The organism is Paenibacillus sp. H1-7 (genome assembly GCF_022354825.1).
GTDB lineage: Bacteria > Bacillota > Bacilli > Paenibacillales > NBRC-103111 > Paenibacillus_S.
The window spans coordinates 8222907-8249061 of record NZ_CP031168.1 but is presented as its reverse complement, the minus strand read 5'-3'; the positions used below and the strand labels follow the sequence as shown (position 1 = coordinate 8249061).

Annotated in this window: 19 protein-coding genes; 16 read left to right on the top strand and 3 right to left on the bottom strand. The window is 53.5% G+C overall.

Features of this window, described 5'->3' with window-relative positions:
* The first annotated feature begins 38 nt into the window (after nt 1–38).
* From prfB to argH, 9 genes are all read left to right on the top strand, one after another.
* A protein-coding gene (gene prfB, locus DVH26_RS36400; protein WP_239630456.1) for a peptide chain release factor 2 occupies nt 39–1155 on the top strand; the annotation gives its coding sequence in 2 pieces (ribosomal slippage) (nt 39–110 and nt 112–1155; 1116 coding nt in all).
* A gap of 233 nt (nt 1156–1388) precedes the next feature.
* Nucleotides 1389–2279 (top strand): YitT family protein, encoded by an 891-nt coding sequence (locus DVH26_RS36395; protein ID WP_239630455.1) that lies wholly within the window; start codon nt 1389–1391, stop codon nt 2277–2279.
* A 291-nt stretch (nt 2280–2570) separates the two neighbouring features.
* Nucleotides 2571–3620 (top strand): N-acetyl-gamma-glutamyl-phosphate reductase, encoded by a 1050-nt coding sequence (gene argC, locus DVH26_RS36390; protein WP_239630454.1) that lies wholly within the window; start codon nt 2571–2573, stop codon nt 3618–3620.
* A 21-nt stretch (nt 3621–3641) separates the two neighbouring features.
* Nucleotides 3642–4868: a bifunctional glutamate N-acetyltransferase/amino-acid acetyltransferase ArgJ gene (gene argJ, locus DVH26_RS36385; RefSeq protein ID WP_239635606.1), complete on the top strand. Its 1227-nt coding sequence runs from the start codon at nt 3642–3644 to the stop codon at nt 4866–4868.
* 85 nt (nt 4869–4953) lie between these two features.
* Nucleotides 4954–5736 (top strand): acetylglutamate kinase, encoded by a 783-nt coding sequence (gene argB / locus DVH26_RS36380; protein WP_239630453.1) that lies wholly within the window; start codon nt 4954–4956, stop codon nt 5734–5736.
* Nucleotides 5737–5835: 99 nt separating this feature from the next.
* Complete coding sequence (locus tag DVH26_RS36375; RefSeq protein ID WP_239630452.1) at nt 5836–7026, top strand: acetylornithine transaminase; 1191 nt, start codon at nt 5836–5838, stop codon at nt 7024–7026.
* Nucleotides 7027–7095: 69 nt separating this feature from the next.
* Complete coding sequence (argF, locus tag DVH26_RS36370; protein WP_239630451.1) at nt 7096–8049, top strand: ornithine carbamoyltransferase; 954 nt, start codon at nt 7096–7098, stop codon at nt 8047–8049.
* Between the two features lie 147 nt (nt 8050–8196).
* Nucleotides 8197–9432 carry an argininosuccinate synthase gene (locus DVH26_RS36365; protein WP_239630450.1) on the top strand — a complete coding sequence of 412 codons (1236 nt, stop codon included), beginning with the start codon at nt 8197–8199 and terminating at the stop codon, nt 9430–9432.
* 262 nt (nt 9433–9694) lie between these two features.
* Nucleotides 9695–11110 (top strand): argininosuccinate lyase, encoded by a 1416-nt coding sequence (argH, locus tag DVH26_RS36360; protein ID WP_239630449.1) that lies wholly within the window; start codon nt 9695–9697, stop codon nt 11108–11110.
* Between the two features lie 210 nt (nt 11111–11320).
* On the opposite strand, the gene DVH26_RS36355 is transcribed toward argH, so the two are convergent.
* Nucleotides 11321–12886: a VanW family protein gene (locus DVH26_RS36355; protein WP_239630448.1), complete on the bottom strand. Its 1566-nt coding sequence runs from the start codon at nt 12884–12886 to the stop codon at nt 11321–11323.
* Between the two features lie 225 nt (nt 12887–13111).
* Here DVH26_RS36355 and ftsE point away from each other — a divergent pair, with 225 nt between their 5' ends.
* From ftsE to DVH26_RS36330, 5 genes are all read left to right on the top strand, one after another.
* Nucleotides 13112–13798 (top strand): cell division ATP-binding protein FtsE, encoded by a 687-nt coding sequence (gene ftsE, locus DVH26_RS36350; protein ID WP_239630447.1) that lies wholly within the window; start codon nt 13112–13114, stop codon nt 13796–13798.
* Nucleotides 13788–14705 carry a permease-like cell division protein FtsX gene (gene ftsX / locus DVH26_RS36345; protein WP_239630446.1) on the top strand — a complete coding sequence of 306 codons (918 nt, stop codon included), beginning with the start codon at nt 13788–13790 and terminating at the stop codon, nt 14703–14705. Before ftsE ends, ftsX begins: the two co-directional genes overlap by 11 nt.
* 68 nt (nt 14706–14773) lie before the next feature.
* Nucleotides 14774–16051 carry a murein hydrolase activator EnvC family protein gene (locus DVH26_RS36340; protein ID WP_239630445.1) on the top strand — a complete coding sequence of 426 codons (1278 nt, stop codon included), beginning with the start codon at nt 14774–14776 and terminating at the stop codon, nt 16049–16051.
* Between the two features lie 143 nt (nt 16052–16194).
* Nucleotides 16195–17637, top strand: coding sequence for a S41 family peptidase (locus DVH26_RS36335; protein WP_239630444.1), 1443 nt, complete (start codon nt 16195–16197; stop codon nt 17635–17637).
* A gap of 136 nt (nt 17638–17773) precedes the next feature.
* Nucleotides 17774–19060, top strand: a complete 1287-nt coding sequence (locus DVH26_RS36330) for a PDZ domain-containing protein (protein ID WP_239630443.1) — start codon at nt 17774–17776, stop codon at nt 19058–19060.
* Nucleotides 19061–19154: 94 nt separating this feature from the next.
* Here the strand turns inward: DVH26_RS36330 and DVH26_RS36325 are convergent, their stop codons facing one another.
* Nucleotides 19155–19919 (bottom strand): flagellar motor protein MotB, encoded by a 765-nt coding sequence (locus tag DVH26_RS36325; RefSeq protein ID WP_239630442.1) that lies wholly within the window; start codon nt 19917–19919, stop codon nt 19155–19157.
* Nucleotides 19903–20694 carry a flagellar motor protein gene (locus DVH26_RS36320; RefSeq protein ID WP_239630441.1) on the bottom strand — a complete coding sequence of 264 codons (792 nt, stop codon included), beginning with the start codon at nt 20692–20694 and terminating at the stop codon, nt 19903–19905. The genes DVH26_RS36325 and DVH26_RS36320 overlap by 17 nt, the downstream gene beginning before the upstream one ends.
* A gap of 264 nt (nt 20695–20958) precedes the next feature.
* Here DVH26_RS36320 and uvrB point away from each other — a divergent pair, with 264 nt between their 5' ends.
* The gene (uvrB, locus tag DVH26_RS36315) at nt 20959–22956 is read left to right on the top strand and encodes an excinuclease ABC subunit UvrB (RefSeq protein ID WP_239630440.1); all 1998 of its coding nucleotides are present in this window, start codon (nt 20959–20961) and stop codon (nt 22954–22956) included.
* 233 nt (nt 22957–23189) lie between these two features.
* Nucleotides 23190–26072 carry an excinuclease ABC subunit UvrA gene (gene uvrA / locus DVH26_RS36310; protein ID WP_239630439.1) on the top strand — a complete coding sequence of 961 codons (2883 nt, stop codon included), beginning with the start codon at nt 23190–23192 and terminating at the stop codon, nt 26070–26072.
* Nucleotides 26073–26155 lie beyond the last annotated feature (83 nt).

Sequence of the window (26155 nt, the reverse complement as noted above, 5' to 3'; positions counted from 1 at the left end):
TATGATCATATCGGAAAGTCTATGAGGAGTGAACGGATATGTTGGATCCAGAAGTGAAGCAGGATTTACGAGAAACGGCTAAACGGTTAGCTGAGCTTAGGGGGTCTCTTTGACTTAGATCTGAAGCTTGAGCAAATCGGGAATTATGAAGAGAAAATGGCGGCTCCCGATTTTTGGGACGATAACGAAGCCGCGCAAAAAGTGATCGGCGAGATGAACGCGGTCAAAGGCAGCGTCGACCAGTTCCAGGCCTTGTCCTCCGAATTCGAGGACCTGGAAGTCATGGTCGAGCTCATGCAGGAGGATCAGGACGACAGCATGGCAGCTGAGATCGAGCAGGGCATTTCCGCCTTGGTCGCCAAGCTGGAGGCATTCGAGCTGCAGCTGCTGCTGAGCCAGCCGTATGACAAGCTGAATGCGATTCTGGAGCTGCATCCGGGCGCCGGCGGAACGGAGTCCCAGGATTGGGCGGAGATGCTGCTGCGGATGTACCGGCGCTGGGCGGAGAAGCGGGACTTCAAGGTCGAGGTGCTCGACTACCTGCCTGGCGACGAAGCGGGCGTCAAGAGCGTTACGCTGCTGATCAAGGGCTACAACGCTTATGGTTATTTGAAGGCGGAGAAAGGCGTCCATCGTCTCGTCCGAATATCGCCGTTCGATGCCTCGGGCCGCCGCCATACGTCATTCGTATCGTGTGACGTTATGCCGGAGATTGACGACGATGTGGAAGTGGAAATCCGCACGGAGGACCTGAAGGTAGACACGTACCGTTCCAGTGGCGCTGGCGGACAGCACATCAATACGACGGATTCGGCGGTGCGGATCACGCACCTTCCTACAGGCGTAGTTGTAAGCTGCCAAACCGAGCGGTCGCAGATCAAAAACCGCGAGCGCGCCATGAAGATGCTCCGCTCCAAGCTGTATGAGAAGAAAATCGAGGAGCAGATGAAGCAGCTGGCCGAAATCCGCGGTGAAGTGTCCGATATCGCCTGGGGAAGTCAGATTCGCTCCTACGTATTCCACCCGTACAGCATGGTGAAGGACCACCGCACATCTGCCGAAACAGGCAATGTGGGGGCTGTAATGGACGGCGATCTGGATATGTTTATCGATGCTTACTTGCGACAGCAAATTAAGCCGAGCGCAGCGGAGTAATCCGACCCCGCGGCCGGTTTTTATAATTAATTGAAATCAAGCAAATCCTACACATAAATGCCAAGTCATTCACAAACGTTGGAGAATGGCGGTTCCTAGCCGCTTTCGTCTTACATGTTTTGGGTGGATTGGGGTTCGTGTGCAGGATTTTTTTTGTTTATGCCCATACCATGGCAGCCGCTTGTCTCTAGCAAGCAGCAAGCCTGACTTACACAGATGAAAGGAGGAAGCCTATGCGCAGCAGGAAGAGAAGAACGCGCAATCCGGCAATCCGAGAGCTCGGGCCCACCCATCGCGTCATGGAATACGTGCTCTTGTTGTTGGGCTCCTTGCTGATCGCGATCAGCTTCAATATGATTTTGAGCCCGAATCAGGTCGCTTCCGGAGGCGTATCCGGGATCAGCATTGTCGTCGATCAGGTATTCGGGATCGAGCCGGCGTTTACGCAGTGGGCGCTGAACATCCCGCTGTTCCTTATTGGAACGTGGGTGCTGGGCAAGCAGTTCGGGCTCAAAACAGCCGTCGGATCGGTTCTCCTGCCGCTGTTGATTTATATTACGAGGGGGCTCCCCCCTTTAACGGATAATTTGCTGCTGGCCAGTATTTACGGCGGCATATTGATCGGTATGGGGCTCGGGCTCGTATTCAGAGGACGGGGCTCTACCGGCGGGCTGGACTTGGCCGCTCAAATGATTCACCGGCTTACGGGCTTAAGCCTGGGCTTGGCTGTGGCTGCGCTGGACGGGATGGTAATCTTGACGGCGGGCATTGTGCTTTCTCCCGAAAAGGCGATGTATGCGCTGATCGGGCTGTTTGTGACGAGCAAAACGATCAATGTCGTCCAGCTCGGGCTGAGCTATTCGAAAGTCGCGTTCATCATATCGTGTAAGACGGAGGAAATCCGCGGCGCCATTTTGCATGAGCTGGATCGAGGGCTGACGCAGTTGAAAGCGACCGGGGGCTATACCGGAGAGGAACGAACCGTGCTGATGGTCGTCGTAGGGCAGACGGAGGTGAGCCGGTTGAAGGAGCTGGTCAAATTCATCGATCCGGGCGCGTTTGTTATCATAAGCGATACGAATGAAGTTTTGGGAGAGGGGTTCAAAATTCACGGAATGACCTAAATTGGCGATTGAAATACCAAGCGGTATTTTGTACCATTTATTCATACGTGTTGCGACAAGCTTTCTCCTCTGTTCGATGAGGATGGATCATGGGGAATGGATCGGCGAGCGCTGTGGCGGGATTTATGCACCGGTAAATGCATATTTTTCGGAGTGTTCTCATATCGCGAAATGGCGCTTGGTGGCTTGGCGGAGGTCGCATCCCGGCAATAAAATTCAGGAAAAAACTGATTGAATTATTATACTTTGAACTGTATAATAATACATAGTTTTTATGTGGAGGGAACGGATATGTCTACGAAATTAAGAGCGGCCATTATCGGAGCGACCGGGTACGGCGGCGTGGAGCTGATCAGGCTCTTGCTGGCGCATCCGCATGTCGAGATTACATCGGTTATTTCCTCGTCCAGCGCAGGAACGCCGATAGCGGATGGATACCCGCATTTGAATGAAATTATGGTAGGAACTCTAGACGGCATTGATGTCGAGCAGATGAAGCAGAAAGCGGATGTCGTCTTCCTGGCCACTCCGCACGGAGTAGCGGCAGAGCTGGCACCGAAGCTTATTGACGCAGGACTGAAGGTAGTTGATATTTCCGGCGATTTCCGGTTGAAATCCGGCGAAGTGTACGAGAAATGGTACAAACATAAACCGGCCGATCCTGCTTATGTTGCGAAGGCGGTATATGGTTTAACCGAGGTGTTCGACGACGAAGTGCGTCAAGCGGAGTTTATTTCGAATCCGGGCTGCTTTCCTACAGCCACATTGTTAGGTCTGGTGCCATTGGTAGCTAAAGGCTGGGCCGACTTGGGCTCGATCATTATCGATGCGAAAACCGGTGTGTCCGGAGCGGGCCGAGGCTTGAGTTTGACTCATCATTATTCTGAAATTAATGAAAATTTTCTTGCTTATAAAGTGAATAAACATCAGCATACACCGGAGATTGAACAGGTGCTTAGCCGCGTAGCGGGCGAAGAAGTGGTGGTTTCTTTTACGACGCATTTGGTTCCAATGACGCGCGGGATTTTGTCCACGATGTATGTTAAGCTGAATGGGAAGCATACCGAGGACGAAGTGATCGAGATGTACCGTCAATATTACGAAGGCCGCCGTTTCGTACGGATTCGTCAAAAGGGCAAATGGCCTGCGACGAAGGAAGTATGGGGCTCCAACTATTGCGATATCGGCTTTTCGCTGGATGAGCGCACAGGCCGTTTGACGATCATTTCGGTTATCGACAACGTAGTAAAAGGGGCAGCCGGTCAGGCTATCCAAAACTTGAATTTGATGATGGGCTGGGAAGAAACGACCGGATTGGCGTTCACCCCGGTGTATCCGTAAGAGGCCATGGGCGAGGAGAAGATGAAGGTGAAGGATCAATTTACTGTCGTGCCGGAAGGCTCGATTACAACGCCAAAAGGGTTCCGCGCAGGCGGATTGCACTGCGGACTTAAGAAAACGAACCGCTTCGATTTGGGAGTTATCGTATGCGAGGTTCCGGCTCAGGCGGCGGGCGTGTACACGCTCAACGCGTTCCAGGCGGCACCGCTGCGCGTGACGCAGGACAGCATCGCGGTGGACGGCAAGCTGCAGGCGATGCTCGTCAACAGCGGTAACGCCAACGCCTGCACGGGCCAGCAGGGCGAAGACGACGCGCGCGCCATGCGTGCTGCGGCGGCGCAAGCGTTCGGCGTAGCCGAGCACCACGTCGGCGTCACGTCGACAGGGGTGATCGGCGAGCTGCTGCCGATGCCGAAGGTGCTGGGCGGCATCGAGAGCCTGCCGGCGCAAGTGAAGGCGGACGGCGGCGAGGACTTCTGCCAGGCCATCTTGACGACGGACCTCGTGCAGAAGATGACCTGCGTCAAGCTGACAGTCGGCGGCCAAACGGTACATATCGCCGGCGCAGCCAAAGGCTCGGGCATGATTCATCCGAACATGGCCACGATGCTCGGTTTCATGACGACGGACGCGAACATTGAGAGCGCCCAGCTGCAAAAGCTGTTGAACGGCGTGACCGATTCCACGTTCAACATGATTACGGTGGACGGCGATACGAGCACGAACGATATGGTCGTCGTTATGGCGAGCGGTCTTGCCGGCAACGACAGCCTGACGCCGGACCATCCGGATTGGGCGGCGTTCGAGGCGGGCTTCCGCTTCGTCGGCGAGTACTTGGCCAAAGCGATTGCCCGTGACGGCGAAGGCGCGACGAAGCTGATCGAGGTGAACGTCTCCGGCGCTGAGACACAGGAAGCGGCACGTGCGATCGCGAAGACGGTCGTTGGCTCGAGCCTCGTGAAGTCGGCTTGCTACGGTGCTGACGCCAACTGGGGCCGGATCATTGCCGCTGTGGGCCGCTCGGGCCAGAAGGTCAATACGGAAACCGTCGATATCCGCTTGGGCGATATCTCCGTTCTGGAGCAATCTCGACCGGTGAAGTTCGACGAAGAGCCTGCAGCCGAATATTTGAAGGGCGAGCTCGTGCAAATCCAAGTCAATCTGAACATGGGCAGCGAAACGGCAACCGCTTGGGGCTGCGACTTGACTTACGATTATGTACGTATCAACGCGGCATACCGGACGTAAATGGGAGAATTAAACGGCAGTCCCGTACCTCCCCCGCGGGAGGCGCGGGAGTGCGTGAACGAATAAAACGTAAGGGGAACGGAACATGAGTGCAATGTGTTTTGTTATGAAATGCGGCGGCAGTACGCTTGCGGCTCTGCCGGATTCTTTTTTCAAGGATATGAAGCTGCTGCAGGATGAAGCGATCATTCCGGTTATCGTCCACGGCGGCGGTCCGGCGATTTCGTCCACGCTCGAGAAGCTCGGCATCGAAACGGAATTCGTCAACGGGCTGCGCAAAACGAACGAAGCGGTGCTGGATGTCGTAGAGATGGTGCTGGCCGGTCAAATCAACAAAGAGATCGTCCGCAAAATTCAGTTGTCCGGTGCACGGGCCATCGGGCTGTCCGGTGTCGACGGTCACCTTATTCAAGCGGAGCCGGTGGCTAACGCTCACGAAGTCGGCCTTGTCGGCGACGTGACCAAGGTGAACGCGGAGCTGATCCAGGGCATCGTGAAGATGGGCTACATGCCGGTTATTGCGCCTGTCGGCTTGGGCGAAGACGGAGGTCAGCGATACAACATCAATGCGGATACGGCAGCAGGTGCGGTTGCGTCGCATTTGGGCGTGGAGCGGATGATTGTTGTAACGGATGTGCCGGGCATTATGAACCGGGAGAAGCAGGTGCTTCCATCCGTCACCGTGAAGCAGATCGACGAGATGATTGCCAGCGGCGAAATTTACGGCGGGATGATTCCGAAGGTTCGTGCTGCGGTGCAGTGCATTCAGGGGAAAGTGCGCGAGGTTATTATCGTAAACGGGGCGGAGCCTGAGGTATTGAGCAAAGTGATCAAAGGCGCTGCCATCGGTACGCGAATTGTAAAATAGATGGCTGTTTAAGGGATGAGCGGGTTTGAGTCTTAGCAGTAAGTGCGGCTTAAACGATGCCATTCCTGCATGAAAACAAGATAAAAGGAGTGATTAAGCATGGGAGAAGGAGCTAATTCGTTGTTTCCGAACTATGGGCGGTACCCGCTGGCATTTGTGAAGGGGGAAGGCAGCCGACTGTGGGACGAGAACGGCAAAGAATACTTGGACCTGATGTGCGGCCTTGCCGTAACGAACCTGGGGCATGCCCCCAAGCAGGTAACGGAGCGCCTGAAGGAGCAGGTGGACACGTTGTGGCACACCAGCAACCTGTTTCATATCCCGAACCAGGAAAAGCTCGCCAAGCTGCTGACCGATAACAGCTGCGGCGATGCCGTGTTTTTCTCCAACAGCGGAGCGGAAGCGAACGAAGCGGCCATCAAGCTGGCGCGCCGGTACTTCCAGAAGATTCTCGGCAAGCCGGATCAGTACGAGATCATTACATTCCATCAGTCTTTCCACGGACGGACGCTGGCTACGCTGACGGCTACCGGACAGGATAAGGTAAAAGAAGGCTTCCTGCCTTTGCCTCAAGGGTTCGTGTACGCGCCTTACAATGACGCGGAAGCGTTGGAGCAAGCGATCGGTCCGAAAACATGCGCGATCATGCTCGAAATGCTGCAGGGAGAAGGCGGCGTGAACCGCGCCGAGCCGGCTTTTGTCAGCAAAGTGGCGGAACTGTGCGAGAAGCACGGCCTGCTGCTGATCGTTGATGAGATTCAAACGGGCATCGGACGGACCGGCAAAATGTTCGCCTACGAGCATTACGGTATTGAACCGGACATTTTCACCTTGGCGAAAGGATTGGGAAGCGGAATCCCGATCGGCGCTATGGTCGGTAAAGAAAAGCTTCGCCAAGCGTTCTCGGCGGGCAGCCACGGCTCCACGTTCGGCGGGAACTACTTGTCGACGGCGGCGGGTATTGCCACAATGGAGACGATGCTGGCGGAGAAGCTGCCGGAGCGCGCGGCTGAGCTTGGCGATTATATCGTCAAGACGCTGTCCGAGAAGCTTGCGGGTAATCCGCTGGTGAACGAAGTGCGCGGCTTGGGCATGCTGATCGGCATTGAGTGCAATCAGCCGGTATCCGATCTGGTCACGACGATTCAAGAGCAAGCGGTGCTGGTTGTAACGGCAGGTCCGAATGTGATCCGCCTCGCGCCGAGCCTGCTCATTTCCAAAGAGGATCTCGACCGCGGCCTTGAAGTGGTCTGCGCTGTACTAAGCAAGAAAGCGGCTGCCGCTGTATAATATAGCTTTTTTGTCACTGACATTAGAATCATGGAATGGAATCCATTTATTTTGAAAGGGGCGAGTCTATTGGCAGGAACCGAACAGCCTGTGGCTATCGACTTGAGAGGACGGGACTTCCTGGCCGTTGCCGATTACACAGCGGAAGAGCTTCAATATTTGATTGACCTGGCAATTGAGCTGAAGAGAAAGCAAAAAGCAGGAGAAGTATACCAGCCTTTGAAGGGCAAGACGCTCGGGATGATTTTCGAAAAATCGTCGACCCGTACGCGCGTATCCTTCGAGGTAGGGATGTATCAATTGGGCGGTCAAGCGCTATTCTTGAGCAAGAACGACCTGCAGATCGGACGCGGAGAAACGATTTGGGATACGGCGCAAGTCATGTCCCGCTATTTGGATGGCATTATGATCCGTACCTATGAGCACCGCAAGGTGATTGATTTGGCAAGAGGAGCGACGATTCCGGTTATCAACGGTTTGACGGATCGCACGCATCCTTGTCAGGCGCTGGCCGATTTTCAGACGATCCTGGAGCATAAAGGGCGTTTGCGCGGTTTGAAAGTCGCTTACGTCGGCGACGGCAACAACATGCTGCATTCCTTGATGATGATGGCTGCGAAGCTCGGAGTCGACTTTGCCTCCGCATCGCCGGAAGGCTACGAGCCGGACAAAGGGATCGTCGAGTCGACCCGTGAAGTGGCTAACCAAAGCGGCGCGAAGCTGTATGTCGGCAACGATCCGAAGGAAGCGGTGTCCGGAGCCGATGTCGTGTACACGGATGTGTGGGCGAGCATGGGCTTTGAGGCGGAGCAAAAAGAACGCGAAATCGCGTTTAAAAACTTTCAGGTGAACGAAGAGCTGATGAAGTATGCGAACAAAGATTATTTGTTCATGCATTGCTTGCCGGCTCACCGCGGCGAAGAAGTAAGCGAAGGCGTGATCGACGGAGAGCATTCGATTATTTTCGACCAGGCGGAAAACCGTCTGCACGCGCAAAAAGCAATCATGGTTGCTATTATGTAATTTACTTATAACATTTGCATGGGAAGCGGAACCGGAGGAGCGGGTGGCGATTCGCGGAGGCATTGCCGTAACACGGCGAGTACTGCATCGTTTATCGGCTTTTCCGGCCTGCTTGTAAGGTGCAAGGACAAAAAGGAGACCGGAAACATGGCAAAGCAAAAAATCGTACTGGCCTACTCGGGCGGTTTGGATACATCGATTATTTTGAAATGGTTGAAAGAAACATATGACGCGGAAATCATCGCCTTCACCGCCGATATCGGCCAGAAGGACGAGCTGGACGGCTTGGAAGCGAAAGCACTGGCAACAGGCGCATCCAAAATTTACATCGACGATCTTCGCGACGAGTTTGCCCAAGATTTTATTTTCCCGATGTTCCAAGCGGGAGCATTGTATGAAGGACAATATTTGCTTGGTACGAGTATTGCACGTCCGCTGATCGCCAAGCGTATGGTTGAAATCGCCCGCAAAGAAGGCGCAACAGCTATCGCACACGGCGCAACAGGCAAAGGGAACGACCAAGTGCGTTTCGAGCTGACAGCAGCTGCTTTGGCGCCTGAGCTTGATGTTATCGCTCCTTGGCGTTTGGATGCGTTCCGTGAAACATTCCCAGGACGCGCGGAAATGATCGCTTATGCCGAGAAGCACGGCATTCCGGTAACCGCATCGGCTGCCAAGCCGTACTCGACGGACCGTAACCTGCTGCATATCAGCTTCGAGAGCGGCATGCTGGAAGATCCATGGTTCGATCCAAGCGCAACGTCCAATAAGGACATGTTCGTATTGAGCGTAGATCCTGAGGATGCTCCGGATCAAGCGGAGTATGTAGAATTGAACTTCGAAAAGGGGAACTGCGTCGGCTTGAACGGCGACCAAATGACTCCATTGCAAGTCATGGAGCGCTTGAACGAGCTGGGCGGCAAGCATGGCGTAGGCCGTGTGGACATGGTGGAGAACCGTTTCGTAGGAATGAAGAGCCGCGGCGTATATGAGACTCCGGGCGGAACGATCCTGTTCACGGCACACCGTAAAATGGAGTCGCTCACGATGGACCGCGAAGTCATGAACCTGCGCGATTCCTTGATTTCCCGTTATGCGACGCTCGTATACAACGGTTTCTGGTTTGCTCCGGAGCGTCTTGCGCTGCAAGCGCTGGTGGATGAGAGCCAGAAAAACGTTACCGGTACCGTACGCTTGAAGCTGTACAAAGGCAACGTGATCGGAGCGGGCGTACAAAGTCCGGTGAGCTTGTACAACCCGGACATCGCGACAATGGAAGCCGACCCTACGCAAGCATACAATCAAGGCGACGCTACCGGCTTTATCCGCCTGAACGCGCTTCGTTTGAAAGTATCCTCAGGCGTTCAGCAAAACGCGAAGTAAGTTAGATGTTAATGCCGCCGGCCGGCGGCTTTCGGTGGGCAGGCTTCCCGGTGGATGTACAGCTGTACAATCCGTCGGGAAGCCTTGCGTCACGTTTGCAGGACACGCTTTCCTAATGGAAAGCTCGACATAATTGCGAAAATAGCTTTCCTCTGGAAAGCTCAGCATACGCTTACGAAGAAAGCTTTTCTTACAGAAAAGCTCAGCTATTGCTTACGAAGAAAGCTTTCCTTCGGAAAGCTCTTAGAAAGGGGAAACAGCCTTGTCAAAGCTTTGGGGTGGACGATTTACGAAAAAAACGGATCAACTGGTGGAGGAATATACAGCTTCCATCCTGTTCGATAAAGAGCTGGCCGAGGAGGATATCCAAGGCAGTCTGGCTCACGTGACCATGCTGGGCAAATGCGGGATTTTGCCGCAGGAAGACGTGGAGAAGATCAAGGACGGCTTGCTGAAGGTGCAAGGCATCATCCGCCGCGGCGAAATGGAGTTTTCCGTCAGCGACGAAGACATCCATATGAACATCGAAAAGGCGTTGATCGATGAAGTAGGACCGGTCGGCGGCAAGCTGCATACCGGACGGAGCCGCAATGACCAAGTGGCGACGGATATGCACTTGTACTTGCGTAAGCGTGTAGTCGAGTTCGTAGGCCTGCTGAACAAGCTGCAGGAAGCGCTGATAGAGCAGGCGAAGAACAACCTCGACACGATCGTGCCGGGCTACACGCACTTGCAGCGTGCGCAGCCGATCCTGTTCGCCCATCATCTGATGGCGTACGTATCCATGTTCCAGCGCGACATCGAGCGCTTGCAGGACAGCTACAAGCGGATCAACGTGCTTCCGCTGGGAGCGGGCGCTTTGGCCGGGACGACGTTCCCGATCGACCGCCACTTCGTAGCGCAGCAGCTCGGGTTCGACGGAGTCTACGAGAACTCACTCGATGCCGTAAGTGACCGCGATTTTATCATTGAATTTTTGTCCAACGCTTCAATGATTATGATGCACTTGTCGCGTTTGAGTGAAGAGTTCATCTTGTGGTCGAGCACCGAGTTCCGATTCATCGAGCTGGACGATGCGTTCTGTACGGGCAGCAGCATTATGCCGCAGAAGAAAAATCCGGACGTGCCGGAGCTCGTTCGCGGTAAAACCGGCCGCGTCTACGGTAATCTGTTCGGCCTTCTGACTGTGCTGAAATCGCTGCCGCTTGCTTACAACAAGGACATGCAGGAAGACAAGGAAGGCATGTTCGACACGGTTCGCACACTTCAAGGTGCGCTTCAGCTGTATGCGCCGATGGTAGGCACGATGAAGGTGAACAAGGACCGGATGCGTCAAGCCGTGAATCAGGACTTCTCCAATGCGACGGATATTGCAGACTATTTGGTTAACAAAGGGCTGCCTTTCCGCCAAGCGCATGAAGTTATCGGCAAAACGGTATTGTACTGCATTCAGAACGATAAGTTTTTGTTGGACCTGACATTGGACGAGTTCCACCAGTTCTCCCCATTGTTCGAACAGGACATTTACAATGTGCTGCAGCCGGAGCAGGTTGTCAACGCCCGGAACGTGTACGGGGGAACGGCCAGCAAGCAGGTTAGCGCCGCTATCGCTCGTGCACAAGCGGTATTCGAACAGACGAACGCGTGGTTCGAAGAATTTTATAAGAAAAGCCATTAATTGGAATCTGGTTCAATAAACAAACCGTCCCCGCGAAGTCCGCTTCGTTGAGGACGGTTTTTTGTAGCTCATAAGATAGGATTGCCGCTAGAAGAAGAGTCCGACTTTTTGAATCGTCAGGAAACCAACGGCACGTCAGCCCATGTAGGAAGTCCTTGTGCTTGTTCGAACCGTGTGGACACGCTGTTTTACACGAGAGCATTGGCTTCCTTACCTGAACGTTGGCCCCTTGACTCCATCCTCGATTAATGGTGCCTCAGGCTGCCGCTGATTCGGCTCCACCTTGCTTCCCTGGTTCGTCGCGATGACCGTCGGCTGGGCAGCATACGTATCCTTCGACATGCGCTCTCTGCCGACTTCCACTCCGTTTTGCAGCTTGATGCGGTACGTTTCCACTACATAGCCGGGCTTGCCGGTACTGATTTTTTGCTGCTTGCCTGTAGGGAGCGTAGGATTCAGTACATATTTCACTGGAGGCTCCAGTGTCTGGAGTGTCTTTGATTCCACAGCATAGCTGATGTCAGGAGAGGTTCGTCCGAACAGCTTGATTGTAACTTGCCGGTCGTCGGCATATGTACGAATGAGCAAGTAGGATGGCGTATTGTTGCGGAACTTGAAATTGATATGACCGCTCGCAAAGGTCGCATCCTGACCGAGAGGCACATAGCTGACGGGCAGCGAATGGTTGCGCCGTTCCACAATCTCAAGCCCTGCGCGCAGAACCGCATTGTACAGCGTGGAGGACACTTGGCATATGCCCCCGCCAATACCTGGAACCAGCTTACCGTTCAGAATGACCGGCGCTTCCTTGAACCCGAAACGGGACTCCGTCTCCGCAATGTAAGGCGCATAGTCGAACACGTCTCCCGGCTTCAGCAGCACGTCCTGAATCGACGAAGCCGTCGATACGATGTTGTGAATGCGCCCTTCTCCGTTCAGCAGCGGGTACTTTGTCGAGAATTCGCTAATTTTACGGTCGATTCCTTGCGATTGGAGCATGCTAACCGACACTTTCGGCTCCTGTTTGGTAAAAGCTAGTGTGATCAGAAAAGGAGCTCGGCCTGTCGTCGACGCAACCGTCCCCAGCGTTTCCTTGGCTTGCCGGGATGCCGCCTCCGGAACTTCCTTCGACTTATCTGCCGTTCCCTCGGCGAGTCGTTTTGACTCGGCTTTTACGGACCACCCTAACGCCCCCATGGAAGGAAGCGTCTTCTCCAACTGCTTGATGAGCTCAGGCTCGTTAATCCGCATCACGGAAGATTCGGGAATGTAGCTGATCGTGTCGTTCGGCCCGATGACACGCTGCGCGTCTTTGGGCTGAGCTTCATACAGAGCGGTGAAGCCCCGCTTTAGCGACTCATGCAAGACGGCGGCGTCGAAAGAGACCGGGAGGTTCCACGACTCGTTCCTGATGCTCCAGCGGTAGGCGGCGCGTTGAAACAAGGAGCCGGTCTGCAAAGGCTGCAGCCGGTTGGTGATGTCTAGCAGCGACAGCTGCAGCCCCATCTGCTCCAATGTCCAGTCTGCCGGCTGGAGAGGGACGTCGGCCTGTTTGCTGACCAGTCGGACCGTATGCTGCAACAGCTGCTCTCTTTTATCCTCTAATTGCCGCTCAAATTCGGCTATCGGTATGCGCCCCGGCTGCCAATTATCCACTGTCAGTCCGCCCGGCAAGGTGTCCTGCATACCGTACCAAGCCAGGGAAGCGCAGGCTGCCCCCAGACCTAACAGCGCCAGCAGCAGCAGCCGGAGGGCGGGGTATGACGGAAGCTTCATGGGTTTCGTCTCCTTTTTCACCCGTTCATTTCATCTGACAGGCTATGCTCGTACTCTTGATGTATATGCTGAAGCTGCCGTAACTTGACTGCGGGAAATTTCGTGTTTTCAACAAAAAACGCTTTTGAAAATGTGAAAAAGTGTTGAAAATCTTTTGCAAGTAAAGGATTTTACCTGTTTATGTCGAAAGGATATAAGCTAGCGAAAAATCCAGGATGTGATACCGTGATAGAGATGCATGACGTATGGAAGACATATCCCGACGGAAGTCCGGCCTTGAAAGGCATTAATGTCAAGGTGGACCGCAATGAGTTTCTTTATGTCGTCGGCCCGTCGGGGGCAGGAAAATCGACATTTATGAAGCTGATCTATAGAGAAGAGCGCCCGACCAAAGGGAGTATTTTTGTTAACGGATTTAACCTAGAGAAGCTGAAGCAGCGCAAGATTCCCTATGTGCGGCGGAATATCGGCGTAATTTTCCAGGATTTTCGACTTTTGCCGAAGCTGACCGTGTATGAAAATGTCGCTTTTGCCATGGAAGCTATCGAGGCTCCGAAGAAATTGATACGCAAGCGCGTACAAGAGGTTTTGGAGCTTGTTCATTTGAAAGAGAAGATCGGTTCTTTACCGACTCAATTGTCCGGCGGTGAGCAGCAGAGGGTGGCGATCGCGCGCGCTATCGTCAACAATCCGGCCGTGATCATAGCCGATGAGCCTACAGGAAATCTCGATCCCGAGACGTCCTGGGACATTATGAAACTGATGGAGGAAATCAACTTCCGCGGCACCACGATCATCATGGCAACACACAACAAAGAAATCGTCAATACGATGCGCAAACGGGTGCTCGCTATAGAACAAGGGCAAATTGTTCGCGACGAAGCAAGGGGTGAATACGGCTATGAGGATTAACACAGGCTTCCGCCACGTCAGGGAAGGCGGCAAAAATGTGATCCGTAATGGCTGGATGTCGTTCGCTTCGGTGAGCTCGATTGCCATCTCGTTGTTTATTCTCGGTATTTTTCTGCTGTTGACGTTGAACGTAAATTTCCTTGCGCAGCAGATCGAGCAGCAGGTTGAAATCAAAGTGTATTTGGATGTGAACATCCCAAAGGAGCAGATAGGGCCTCTGCAAAATGAGATCGCCGCTATCGAGCAGGTTTCTAAGGTAACCTTCGTTTCCAAAGAGGAAGGCATCGTGATTTTGCGGGACAGGCTCGGGGAAAACGGCAAAGGACTGCTGGAGGGCTTTGACGGCGAAAACAACCCTCTGAACGATTCTTTCACGGTTGAGGTGAAGGAGCCGAGGGAAGTAGGAATCGCAGCGCAAAAAATCAACGAGCTGAACAACGGCAAGCAGGCCAAGCCTATTTACCGCGTCAATTACGGTCAAGGTACGGTTGAGACCATGTTCAAGGCGACACAGGTCGTGCGCTATATCGGTCTTATTCTGGTTGCGGGGCTTGCGTTAACGGCGATGTTCCTTATTGCCAACACGATCAAACTGACGATTCTCTCCCGCCGCCGGGAAATCGCCATAATGAAGCTCGTCGGAGCGACGAATTCGTTTATCCGCTGGCCGTTTTTTATCGAAGGGGCGATCCTCGGGATCGTCGGCTCCATCGTTCCTACCGGTATTTTGCTGTATGGCTATTGGGAGCTCATGAACGTGACGCAGCTCGATTTAAGCATGCTGATGATCAAGCTGTTACCGTTCGACCAGGTTTGTTATGTATTGGCCGGCTTGCTGCTTGGCATCGGCATCATGATAGGCATTTTCGGCAGTACGCTGTCGGTTCGCAAATTTTTGCGCGTGTAGGTGGAAGGAAATGCGAGGGCTGTCAGGCCCGGAATCAAGTTCGAGTCTGGTTGGGGAGGAAACGAAAGTTGAAGAAATCTCTTCTGTCACTGGTCGTAACGGCGGGTGTGGCGGGTACGATGCTCTTGCCGCAGCAAAGCTACGCTTTATCCGAATCGCAAAAAATTCAGCAGCAGCTGGATCAATTGAAAAAGCAGCAGTCTGCAGCGCAGCAAAAAGCCAACGAGACGCAAAACGAGATGAAGCAGGTCACTCAGGAAAAGCAGCAGACCGAGGCCGAGGTCAAAGCCTTAGTCAAGCAGATTGAGGCCGAGAATCTCAAAATGAATGAATTGGACAACACCATATCCACAACGAAGGATCAATTGAACGATAATGCGAAGCAGCTGGACGAAGTCAAAGCGCAGATCGAGGCTCGCGATGTGCTCGTCAAGTCAAGGCTTCGTCTGATGTATATGAACGGCGCAGTCTCTTATGCGGATGTTCTGCTAAGCTCTACCAGCTTCGGCGACTTTCTGGACCGGATGAATGCGCTCAAAGCGATTGTAGCTCAGGATAAGGAAATACTGGAGGCCAACCGCCGTGATCAGGAGGCCAAAGAGGCCAAGCAGAAGCAAATCGAGCAGGAGCTGAAGCAGGTAAGCGATCTCTATGCCCAGCGAGCTGCCATGAAGGCGGAGCTTTTGGCTAAAGAGAAGGAAAAGGAAGTCAAGATCGCAAGCTTGGACAAGAAGGAAAAAGATCTTGAGGACATTAGCGAAGACCAGGAGCAGCAGCTCCTCGCGTACGCGCGCAAATCATCCGCACTGGCGGCGGATAAGCGGAAAGCGGCGGCGGCCGAAGCCGCTGCGGCTGCTGCAGCGGCTGCAGCCAAAGCGAAGGCTAACGGCGGCGGAAGCGGTAGCAGCGGCGGAGGAGCCCCGGCGGCACAGACGCCTGCTTTTTCCGGTGGCCGATTCGGCTATCCTCTCGCCAAAGTCTCGCCGATGTCGTCCGACTTCGGCTACCGGTCCGACCCGTTCACGGGCAAGAAGAAGCTGCATAAGGGCATCGATCTTGCGTCCCCGAACGGTACGAGCATCCTAGCCGCAGAGGAAGGGGAGGTCATCGTTGCTTCCTGGTGGAGCGGGTACGGCAATACCGTCATCATCGACCATGGGAACGGATATTGGACCTTGTACGGGCATATTCGCAACGGAGGCACGGTAGTGGAGAAAGGGGACCACGTGAAGCGCGGCCAAAAAGTTGCCGAAGTCGGCTCTACCGGCGAGTCCACCGGCAATCATCTGCACTTTGAAGTACGTATTAACGAGGATCCGGTGGATCCCAAGCCCTATTTGAAGTAAACCGCTGTTAATAATTTCAAATAGCTTGTCATATACTACAGTGACGAGTTCTAAGATGGCCCGCTGCTAGCGGGACTTTTTGGCTCACCTCAGATAAAGACGAGTTCATTCAGGCAGTAGCAAAGGCGGTGTAAAAGAAGACGATGCAATTTAAGGGACGCACGGTTTTGGCATTTATTTTGCTGGCTATGTTCGCCAGCAGCATTATGACGCTTACGATTGTGAATCCGTCGATGTTGACGGCAGTAGGCAAGGACGGGGGAGCAACCGGCAATTCCGGTCTGACCGCCAAGGATCTGAACAAAATATCGACGACGTATCAGCTGATTCAGAACAAGTTTTTATCCGAGGTCGATCATGAAAAGGTCGTCAACGGAGCTATCAACGGCATGCTGGCGACGCTCGACGATCCGTTCACCGTCTATATGGACCAGAACGAAGCGAAGCAGTTCGACGAGAGCATTACTTCGTCGTTCCAGGGTATCGGGGCGGAGGTATCGTCCGATGACGGCAAAGTAACGATCGTAGCGCCGATCAAAGGCTCGCCGGCTGAAAAAGCGGGACTCCACGCCAAAGACGTTATCGTATCGGTTAACGGCGAAAAGCTGGACGGGCTGACCTTGAATCAGGCGATTATGAAAATCCGCGGTCCGAAAGGGACACAGGCGAAGCTTGAAATTTTGCGTTCGGGCACGACGGAGCCGATTACGATGATTGTTGTCCGCGACGACATCGATGTGGAAACGGTATATGCCGAAATGCTGCAGGGCAACATCGGCAAAATCGAGATTCGCCAGTTTTCCACGAATACGGCCAAACGGTTCAAGGATGAGCTTTCGACGCTGGAATCGAAAGGCATGAAAGGTCTCATCATCGACGTGCGCAATGACCCAGGGGGCCTGCTGCAGGCTGTGGTCGAGATTGTCGAGCCTTTCGTGCCGAAGGGCAAGCCGATCGTCAAGATCGAAGACCGCCAAGGCAAGCAGGAGGATACGCCTTCCCAAGGCAGCGGCAAAAATTATCCGGTTACCGTGCTGATCAACAAAGGCAGCGCCAGCGCCTCGGAAATATTGGCGGGAGCCTTGCACGATTCCGTAGGCAGTAAGCTGGTCGGCGAAACGACCTTTGGTAAGGGTACTGTACAGGTGCCGTTTGAGAAGGAAATGGGCGATGGCAGCAATATCAAAATGACCGTATACAAATGGCTGACGCCAAACGGTACTTGGATTCATAAACAAGGCATCGCTCCTGATATAGCCATCGACCAGCCTGCTTTCTTCAAGGTGGCTCCATTGACGAAGAAAGCGACGCTGAAGCCGGATACGACGGGCGACGATGTGAAAAATCTGCAAATCATGCTGAGCGGCCTAGGCTTGAATCCCGACCGTATGGACGGGTATTTCAGCGAGAAGACGGCGGCAGCGGTTAAGACGTTCCAGAAGCAGCAGAACATCCCAACAACCGGAGAAGTCGATACGGATACGGCGAACCGTCTGGAGAAAGCGATTGTGGAGGCCATCCGCGATCCTAAGAACGATCAACAGCTGAAAGCAGCGGTTCAGCATCTTCAATCGGTTATTAAGTAAGTTCCGACGCCGATGGAAAAATCGGGAAGCGGAAGGAAATGAAGCTATAGATGTCGAAAGATTTAGAAAGGTTGGCCTCGCGCCGCCTTTCTGAATCTTTTTTTATTTCCACCCTCATTTGCGAAGGAGCAGCCCAATGGCCGTGTTCATGGAAATTGCACAGCAAGGGCTATATGCCCTGCTGCAGTTACTTACTCATCCGTTTTATTATGTAGGGATTTTATTTATCGTACTTCAATATCGGCGGCAAATCTTATTTGAACGCAAATTGTTCCATACGAAGCTCCATTCGCTTGTAGCGGAGACGTGGCGAAGCCTGCTGTGGGGATGGATCGGAGGCTTGATCGCTTCGGTACTGATGGCTGTCGTAGGAGCGACGATTCAGCCGCAAGCCGTTCTTCTGTTGTGGATCGCATCACTGTTGTTCATTTTCTTCCGCGTTCGTTTCATGTGTTGGGCCTATGCCGTCGGGGCGATAGGCATCCTGCAAGTACTTATTGGGTCCATCCCGGGTTTGCCGGGGGTGCTGCCTGCATGGTTCGTGAAGCCGCTATTGGGAATACATATGCCGGCTATGCTTGCTCTTGTCGCTGTGCTTCACCTGGTCGAAGCCTTATTTGTCCGAGTACAAGGGACAAGGACCGGGACGCCGATGTTTTACGAAAGCAAGCGGGGGAAAATCGTCGGAGGCTACCATTTGCAGGGCTTCTGGCCGGTTGCGCTGTTCCTGCTGGTACCGCTTCAAGGAGGCAGCGATGTCTCCCTCCCGTGGACGCCGCTTCTCGGCGGCGATCTGTGGGGCGGCGGCTGGACGATCGTCGGCTTCCCGGTCATGATCGGTTTCGCCGAAATGACGATGTCCCGCCTTCCGAGGGACAAGGTTCGCATGACGGCAAGGCAATTGATGCTGTATTCGGTCGTCGTTCTGCTGCTTGCCGTGATGGCGCATCAGTGGCCGATCATGACGCTGTTGTCGGCACTGCTTACTATTCTGCTGCATGAAGGCCTTCTGTTCTACAGCCGCTGGGATGAATCCAGGCGCACTCCGGTATTTGTCCATGACCAGCGCGGGCTTATGGTGCTAGCCGTATTGCCGGGCAGCCCGGCCGAAGAGATGGAAATCGAGGCGGGCGAGATCATCCACAAGGTGAACGGGATCGCGGTACGCACGAAGGAAGAGCTGCATCAGGCGATGCAGGTCAATTCCGCCTTTTGCAAGCTAGAAGTGCTGAATTTGCAGGGCGAGAGCAAGTTTCTGAAGCGGGCCATGTTCTCCGGCGAGCATCATCAGCTCGGCATCTTGCTGGCGCCGGATCAGCATGCGATGTACTACGCGGAAGAGAAGCAAACACATATTATCTCGTATATGAAGAAAAACTTGGTGGGCTTGCTTAGCAGAAAGCCCGGGAGCAAGTCGATGTAATACGATATTGGAGCGCTGATGACGCCCGAATAAAGAAGCTGCCGAAACCGTTCGATACGGGTTCCGACAGCTTTTTCTCATTGGTATAAGACTATTAGTTCTTTTCACGCAGCACGACGATTTCGACGCGGCGGTTTTTTGAGCGGTTTTCTACACTGTTGTTCTCCGCCACCGGACGGGTGTCCGCATAGCCTGTGGAGATGAACTTTTTAGGATCCAGCCCGTTATTATAGACAAAGTAGCGCAGTACGGATAGCGATCGCTCGTTGGACAGTCCCCAGTTATCTTTATACAGGGAGCCCGTGGCCAGCGGAAGATTATCCGTATGTCCTTCGATGCTGATCGTCGCATCCAGCGTAGGGAACAAGCTGGCCAGCTGATTCAAAATCGGGTACGCGTCCTTCTTCAGATCCGCTTTGCCGAGATCAAACAAGAACAAGTCGTTCAGCGTTACCGCTATCCCGCGTGGCGTATCGGCGGCGAATACTTGGGCCTGCAGGTTTTGCTGCTGAATATACTGCTGAATTTTCTCAAGCAGGTCCTCCAGCTGCTTTTCGCGATATTCCCGTTCCTCGCGTTCTTTCTTTTCCTTGTCGTCGTTCTCCGTCTTCTCTCCGTCCTGCGCTTTGGCGGTGCTGACACGGCCGAGGACACCTTCGCCTTGCGGCAGCACGGATTCGGCCTTCTTAAACTCGAAGCTCAGTGCGGAGGCAAGAACCTGATATTTCTCATTGTCGATCTTGCTCATGGCATACATGATAACGAAGAAAATAAGCAGCAGCGTAATCAAGTCGGCATAGGTGATAAGCCAGCGTTCATGGTTTTCATGTTCCGCATGTTTTTTATTTTTCCTCGCCACCGGTATCACCTTCGCCTTCCGCTTTCTTATGGTCCTGGTGCAGGAAGGAGTTCAATTTCTTTTTGATCAGCTGTGGATTTTCGCCCGCTTGCAGAGCCAAAATCCCTTCGAGCATCAGTTCCATCTCGGAAATTTGCTCCTTGCTGCGAATTTTAATTTTTTGTGCGATAGGCAGGTAAATGACGTTCGCCGAGGAAACCCCGTACAGCGTCGCCGTGAAGGCAACCGCAATAGCCGGTCCCAGCGTACCCGGATCGGAAAGATTACCCAGAACGTGAATCAGACCCATTACTGTACCGATGATACCCATGGAAGGCGCAAAGCCGCCGGCGGATTCGAATATTTTGGCCCAGCCCTCATGGTGATGCTCCAGCGCATCCATCTCCAGCTCGAGAATTTGACGGGTCAGCTCCGGATCGGTTCCGTCTACGACCATCATCAGTCCGTCGCGCAAAAAGCTGTTCGGGTGCTCCTGCGCACGCTGCTCCAGAGCCAGCACGCCTTCTCTTCTGGCAACCGAGGCCATGTCGACAAGCTCATCAATAATGACTCCCGGATCGCGTTTCGTTTCGGTGAACGCCATCTTGAGCGCTTTGCCAAGCTCCTTCAGTCTATTCATCGGAAAGCTGATGAGAATAGCTCCCGCCGTACCTCCGAAAATGATCAGCATCGCACTCGGAACAATCAAAGCGGAGAGATGCCCACCATCCCAAAGATAGCCGCCAATCAAGGCGCCCAAGCCTACTACGAGACCTATAATCGTTGTTAAATCCACCTTTGTACCACCCCTAGTTCGAATAGATATAATGTGTTTTTCAAGTGTAGTCCCGTTCTTTCGGCCGATGCTGAAATACAATAAAAGGAAGATTATACGTTTGCAACAAAAGCTGAAAAAAGGTATAATGTATGGGAACAAACATTCCTATAGTGGAAAAAGTCGAACGGAGTCAACTTGCGTCGTATGACGCATAGTATTTATCGGAAACACGGATACAAAAGTTTATAGATAATGATCTTTTTCAACGGACGGGTGATGAAAATGAACGAAGTGGTCATGAGTGACAAACGATTTGAATTGGTGTCCGAATTTTCTCCGCAAGGGGACCAGCCAAAGGCTATAGAGAAGCTGGTGGCCGGTATCCGCGAAGGGAAGAAGCATCAGACGCTGCTCGGGGCGACGGGGACAGGGAAGACGTTTACTGCGGCTCAAGTCATAGCTCAGCTGAATCGGCCGACGCTGTTAATAGCACACAACAAGACTTTGGCCGCGCAATTATGCAGCGAGCTGAAGGAGTTTTTCCCCAACAACGCCGTCGAGTATTTCGTCAGCTACTACGACTATTACCAGCCAGAGGCTTACATTCCTTCCTCAGATACCTTCATTGAAAAAGACTCCAGCATTAACGATGAAATCGACAAGCTCCGTCACTCTGCGACCAGTGCGCTGTTCGAGCGCCGGGACGTCATCATTGTCGCGAGCGTGTCTTGCATATACGGCTTGGGTTCTCCTATGGAGTACCGCAATCTGGTCATGTCTTTGCGCGTTGGCATGGAGCGTTCACGCAACGAAATATTGCACAGGCTGATCGATATCCAATACCAGCGCAACGATATGAACTTCGTCCGCGGAACGTTCCGGGTTCGCGGCGATGTTGTGGAGATATTCCCGGCATCTCACAGCGAGCATGCGGTGCGGGTAGAGCTGTTCGGCGATGAAATCGAACGGATTACGGAGATCGACGTGCTGACGGGAGAGATTCTCGGGGAACGCGATCATATTGCGATTTTCCCGGCGTCTCACTTCGTTACCCACGAGGATACGATGAAGCGCGCTCTCGTGGATATCGAGAAGGAACTGGAGGAACGGCTGGAGGAGCTGCGAGGCAAAGGCAAGCTGCTGGAGGCTCAGCGGCTGGAGCAGCGTACTCGCTACGATATCGAGATGATGCAGGAGATGGGCTTCTGTTCGGGCATCGAGAACTATTCAGGACCGCTCACCTTCCGCGAACGGGGAGCGACGCCTTACACGCTGTTCGATTATTTCCCGGACGACATGCTGATCGTAGTGGATGAGTCGCACGTGACGCTGCCGCAAATCCGCGGGATGTACAACGGCGACAGGGCGCGCAAGGAAGTGCTCGTCGAGCACGGCTTCCGTCTGCCGTCCGCGATGGATAACCGTCCGCTGCGGTTCGAGGAATTCGAGCGCAAGGTGACGCAGGCCTTGTTCATCTCTGCAACGCCGGGACCTTATGAGCTGGAGCATTGTCCGGAGATGGTCGAGCAAATTATCCGGCCGACCGGCCTGATCGATCCGGAGATCGAAGTGCGGCCGACGAAGGGGCAAATCGACGATCTGCTCGGGGAGATTCAGGACCGAATCCGCAAGGACGAACGGGTGCTGGTTACTACATTGACCAAGAAGATGGCCGAGGATCTGACCGATTATTTCAAAGAAATCGGCATCAAGGTGCGGTATCTCCACTCGGACATCAAGACGCTCGAGCGGATGCAAATATTACGCGAGCTTAGGCTCGGCGTGTTCCACGTCCTGGTCGGCATCAACCTGCTGAGGGAAGGCCTCGACTTGCCGGAAGTGTCGCTGGTGGCGATTCTCGATGCCGATAAGGAAGGGTTTCTGCGCGCCGAGCGGTCGCTTATTCAGACGATCGGCCGGGCCGCGAGGAACGCCAACGGGCGGGTTATTATGTACGGCGACAAAATAACGGACTCTATGGACAAAGCGATCCGCGAGACGAGCCGCCGCCGGGAAATTCAGATCGCCTACAACGAGAGGCACGGGATTACGCCTCAGACAATCCAGAAGAAAATCCGCGATGTGATCGAGGCGGTCAAGGTAGCTGAGTCGAAGGCTGATTATTTGGCCGATGTGAAGCAGGCGAAGATGTCCAAGAAGGATCGGATGTCGTTAATCGAGCGACTGGAGCAGGAAATGAAGGAAGCCGCCAAAAACTTGCAGTTTGAGCGGGCGGCCGAGCTTCGCGATGCGGTGATGGAGCTAAAAGCGGAGCTGTAACAGGTTGCCGGCCTCCGATAACGTGGCTTTTTGAACCAGCGCAATAATGGTTATACTGATCAAATAGATAGAGTTTGGTTAATAGGTATTGGGAACGGCGGAATTCATCGAGACACAGACGCTGCTTATATACCGTCGGGTCCGTGAGCAAAGAGGGTTTGGAGGGACGGCTTCTGATTCAGGCAGGCTGTTCTTCCAAACAGGCCTCTATTAAGAAGGATGGTGGCACGAAAGTGGCTAGAGATAACATCGTAATTAAAGGCGCAAGAGCCCACAATTTGAAAAATATCGACGTGACGATCCCGCGCGACCGCTTCGTCGTGCTTACCGGGCTTAGCGGCTCCGGTAAATCATCATTGGCGTTCGATACGATATACGCCGAAGGGCAGCGGAGGTACGTCGAATCGTTATCCGCATACGCGCGCCAGTTTCTTGGACAGATGGACAAGCCGGATGTCGATTCGATAGACGGTCTGTCTCCTGCCATATCGATCGACCAGAAGACAACGAGCCGTAACCCGCGTTCGACCGTAGGGACCGTTACGGAAATATACGATTATTTGCGTCTGTTGTTCGCAAGGATCGGCCGTCCTCATTGTCCCGATCACAAAATCGAGATTACGTCCCAAACGGTAGAGCAGATGGTCGACCGGATCATGGAATATCCGGAGAGAACCCGTCTGCAAATATTGGCTCCTATCGTATCGGGCCGCAAAGGCGAGCATTCCAAGCTGCTTGCCGATATTCAGAAGCAGGGCTTCGTCCGCGTACGCGTGAACGGAGGAGTAATGGACTTATCCGATACGATCGAGCTGGATAAAAACAAAAAGCATAATATCGAAGTCGTAGTAGATAGGATTGTGGTCAAGAGCGACGTGCAGTCCCGTCTTGCCGATTCGTTGGAAACGGCGCTAAAGCTGGCCAACGGCCGCATTATCGTAGATGTGCTGGAGCAGGAGGAGCTGCTGTTCAGCCAGAATCTGGCTTGTCCGGAGTGCGGCTTTAGCATTGAAGAATTGGCGCCGAGAATGTTCTCCTTCAACAGCCCGTTCGGAGCCTGTCCGGAATGTGACGGTCTGGGAAGCAAGATGATCGTCGACCCCGACTTGCTTGTTCCCGATCCGAAGCTGTCCATTGAAGAGGGCGCTTTTGAAGCATGGGCAGGCAGTACGTCGAACTATTATCCGCAATTTCTGGCTGCAGTGTGTGAGCACTATGGCATTCCGCAGAACGTGCCGGTATCGGAGCTGACTTCAGATCAGATGAAGAAGCTGCTGAACGGGACCGGCGGGGAGAAGGTGCGTTTCCGCTACGAGAATGATATGGGACACAAGAAGGAAGCGATGGTGGCGTTCGAGGGCATCATCACCAACCTGGAGCGGCGCTATCGCGATACTTTCTCCGATGGAATCCGCGAGCATATCGAAACGTACATGAGCTCCAAGCCGTGCAGCAAATGTAAAGGACATCGGTTAAAGCCCGAGACTTTGGCGGTCACCATCAACGGGAAAAATATCGCTCATGTAACCTCGTTGTCCATCGGTGAATCCCAGGAATGGTTTGAAGCGTTAACGCTGAACGACCGGGATACGCAGATCGCTCACCTTATTCTGAAGGAAATCAAATCGCGGCTAGGATTTCTCGTTAATGTCGGATTGGATTACTTGACGATGCACCGGGCGGCAGGAACGTTATCCGGCGGCGAGGCTCAACGGATTCGTCTCGCTACGCAAATCGGATCCAGCCTTATGGGCGTCTTATATATACTGGACGAGCCGAGCATCGGACTGCATCAGCGGGATAACGACCGGTTGATCCAAACGCTGGAGCATATGCGGGATCTCGGCAATACGCTGATCGTCGTAGAGCACGATGAGGATACGATGCTGGCCGCTGATTACATTATCGATATCGGGCCGGGCGCAGGCATTCATGGCGGTCACGTCGTGTCTCAGGGGACGCCGAAGGAAATCATGGAAGACCCTCACTCCTTGACGGGGCAATACTTGAGCGGGAAGAAATTTATTCCGATCAGCGCTGCGCGCCGCAAGCCTAACGGCAAATGGCTTGAAATCAAAGGGGCGAAGGAGAACAACCTGCGCAATGTAAGCGTCAAGTTTCCTCTGGGCGTGTTTACTTGCGTAACGGGAGTTTCCGGTTCGGGTAAAAGTACGCTTATCAATGAGCTCTTGTATAAAACATTGGCTAAAGAGCTGAACGGCGCGAAGGTACGTCCAGGCGAGTATCGGGAGTTCGTAGGCTTGGAGCATGTCGACAAAGTCATCGACATCGACCAGTCGCCTATCGGCCGTACGCCTCGTTCGAATCCTGCTACGTACACTGGTGTTTTCGATGACATCCGCGATGTGTATTCAGCGACGAACGAAGCCAAGGTTCGCGGCTACAAGAAAGGCCGGTTCAGCTTTAACGTCAAAGGCGGGCGCTGTGAGGCTTGCCGCGGCGACGGCATCATCAAAATTGAGATGCACTTCCTGCCGGACGTGTATGTGCCGTGTGAGGTTTGCAAAGGCAAACGGTATAACCGGGAAACACTGGAGGTCCAGTACAAAGGCAAGAACATTTCCGAAGTATTGGATATGACGATAGAGGATGCTTGCGAGTTTTTCAAAAACATTCCGCGCATTCACCGCAAGCTGCAAACGCTGCTAGATGTCGGCTTGGGCTATATGAACCTTGGGCAGCCTGCCACTACGCTGTCCGGCGGCGAAGCACAGCGTGTGAAGCTCGCAGCGGAGCTGTACCGCCGCAGCACCGGCAAGACGATTTATATATTGGATGAGCCGACAACGGGCCTTCATATCCATGATATTGACCGATTGCTGAAGGTACTGCACAGACTGGTTGACAGCGGGGAAACCGTGCTTGTTATTGAGCATAACCTAGACGTAATCAAAACGGCTGACTATATGATAGATCTAGGTCCGGAAGGCGGTAACAAAGGCGGTACGATCGTAGCTACGGGAACGCCGGAGGATGTGATTAAAGTGGAAGGCTCTTACACGGGCCGCTACCTGAAACCGATCCTGGAGCGGGATAAGGCAAGATCCGAAGATTATGAGCAAAGATTGAAGCAGATGGAAGATGCTGCTGTGTAACCGTCTTTGCCCCGGCAGAGCATCTCGGCTACAGTCGGAGCTCTCGATGCTCTGTTCCGTTTACTGTTAGGCGAGAAAAGCAT

Coding starts and splice junctions, on each gene's coding strand:
- uvrB (WP_239630440.1), top strand. CDS start 20,959: ATGAACGAAGTGGTCATGAGTGACAAACGATTTGAATTGGTGTCCGAA.
- argJ (WP_239635606.1), top strand. CDS start 3,642: ATGAAGGTGAAGGATCAATTTACTGTCGTGCCGGAAGGCTCGATTACA.
- DVH26_RS36330 (WP_239630443.1), top strand. CDS start 17,774: ATGGCCGTGTTCATGGAAATTGCACAGCAAGGGCTATATGCCCTGCTG.
- DVH26_RS36395 (WP_239630455.1), top strand. CDS start 1,389: ATGCGCAGCAGGAAGAGAAGAACGCGCAATCCGGCAATCCGAGAGCTC.
- argC (WP_239630454.1), top strand. CDS start 2,571: ATGTCTACGAAATTAAGAGCGGCCATTATCGGAGCGACCGGGTACGGC.
- DVH26_RS36375 (WP_239630452.1), top strand. CDS start 5,836: ATGGGAGAAGGAGCTAATTCGTTGTTTCCGAACTATGGGCGGTACCCG.
- ftsX (WP_239630446.1), top strand. CDS start 13,788: ATGAGGATTAACACAGGCTTCCGCCACGTCAGGGAAGGCGGCAAAAAT.
- DVH26_RS36365 (WP_239630450.1), top strand. CDS start 8,197: ATGGCAAAGCAAAAAATCGTACTGGCCTACTCGGGCGGTTTGGATACA.
- argB (WP_239630453.1), top strand. CDS start 4,954: ATGAGTGCAATGTGTTTTGTTATGAAATGCGGCGGCAGTACGCTTGCG.
- DVH26_RS36355 (WP_239630448.1), bottom strand. CDS start 12,886: ATGAAGCTTCCGTCATACCCCGCCCTCCGGCTGCTGCTGCTGGCGCTG.
- DVH26_RS36335 (WP_239630444.1), top strand. CDS start 16,195: ATGCAATTTAAGGGACGCACGGTTTTGGCATTTATTTTGCTGGCTATG.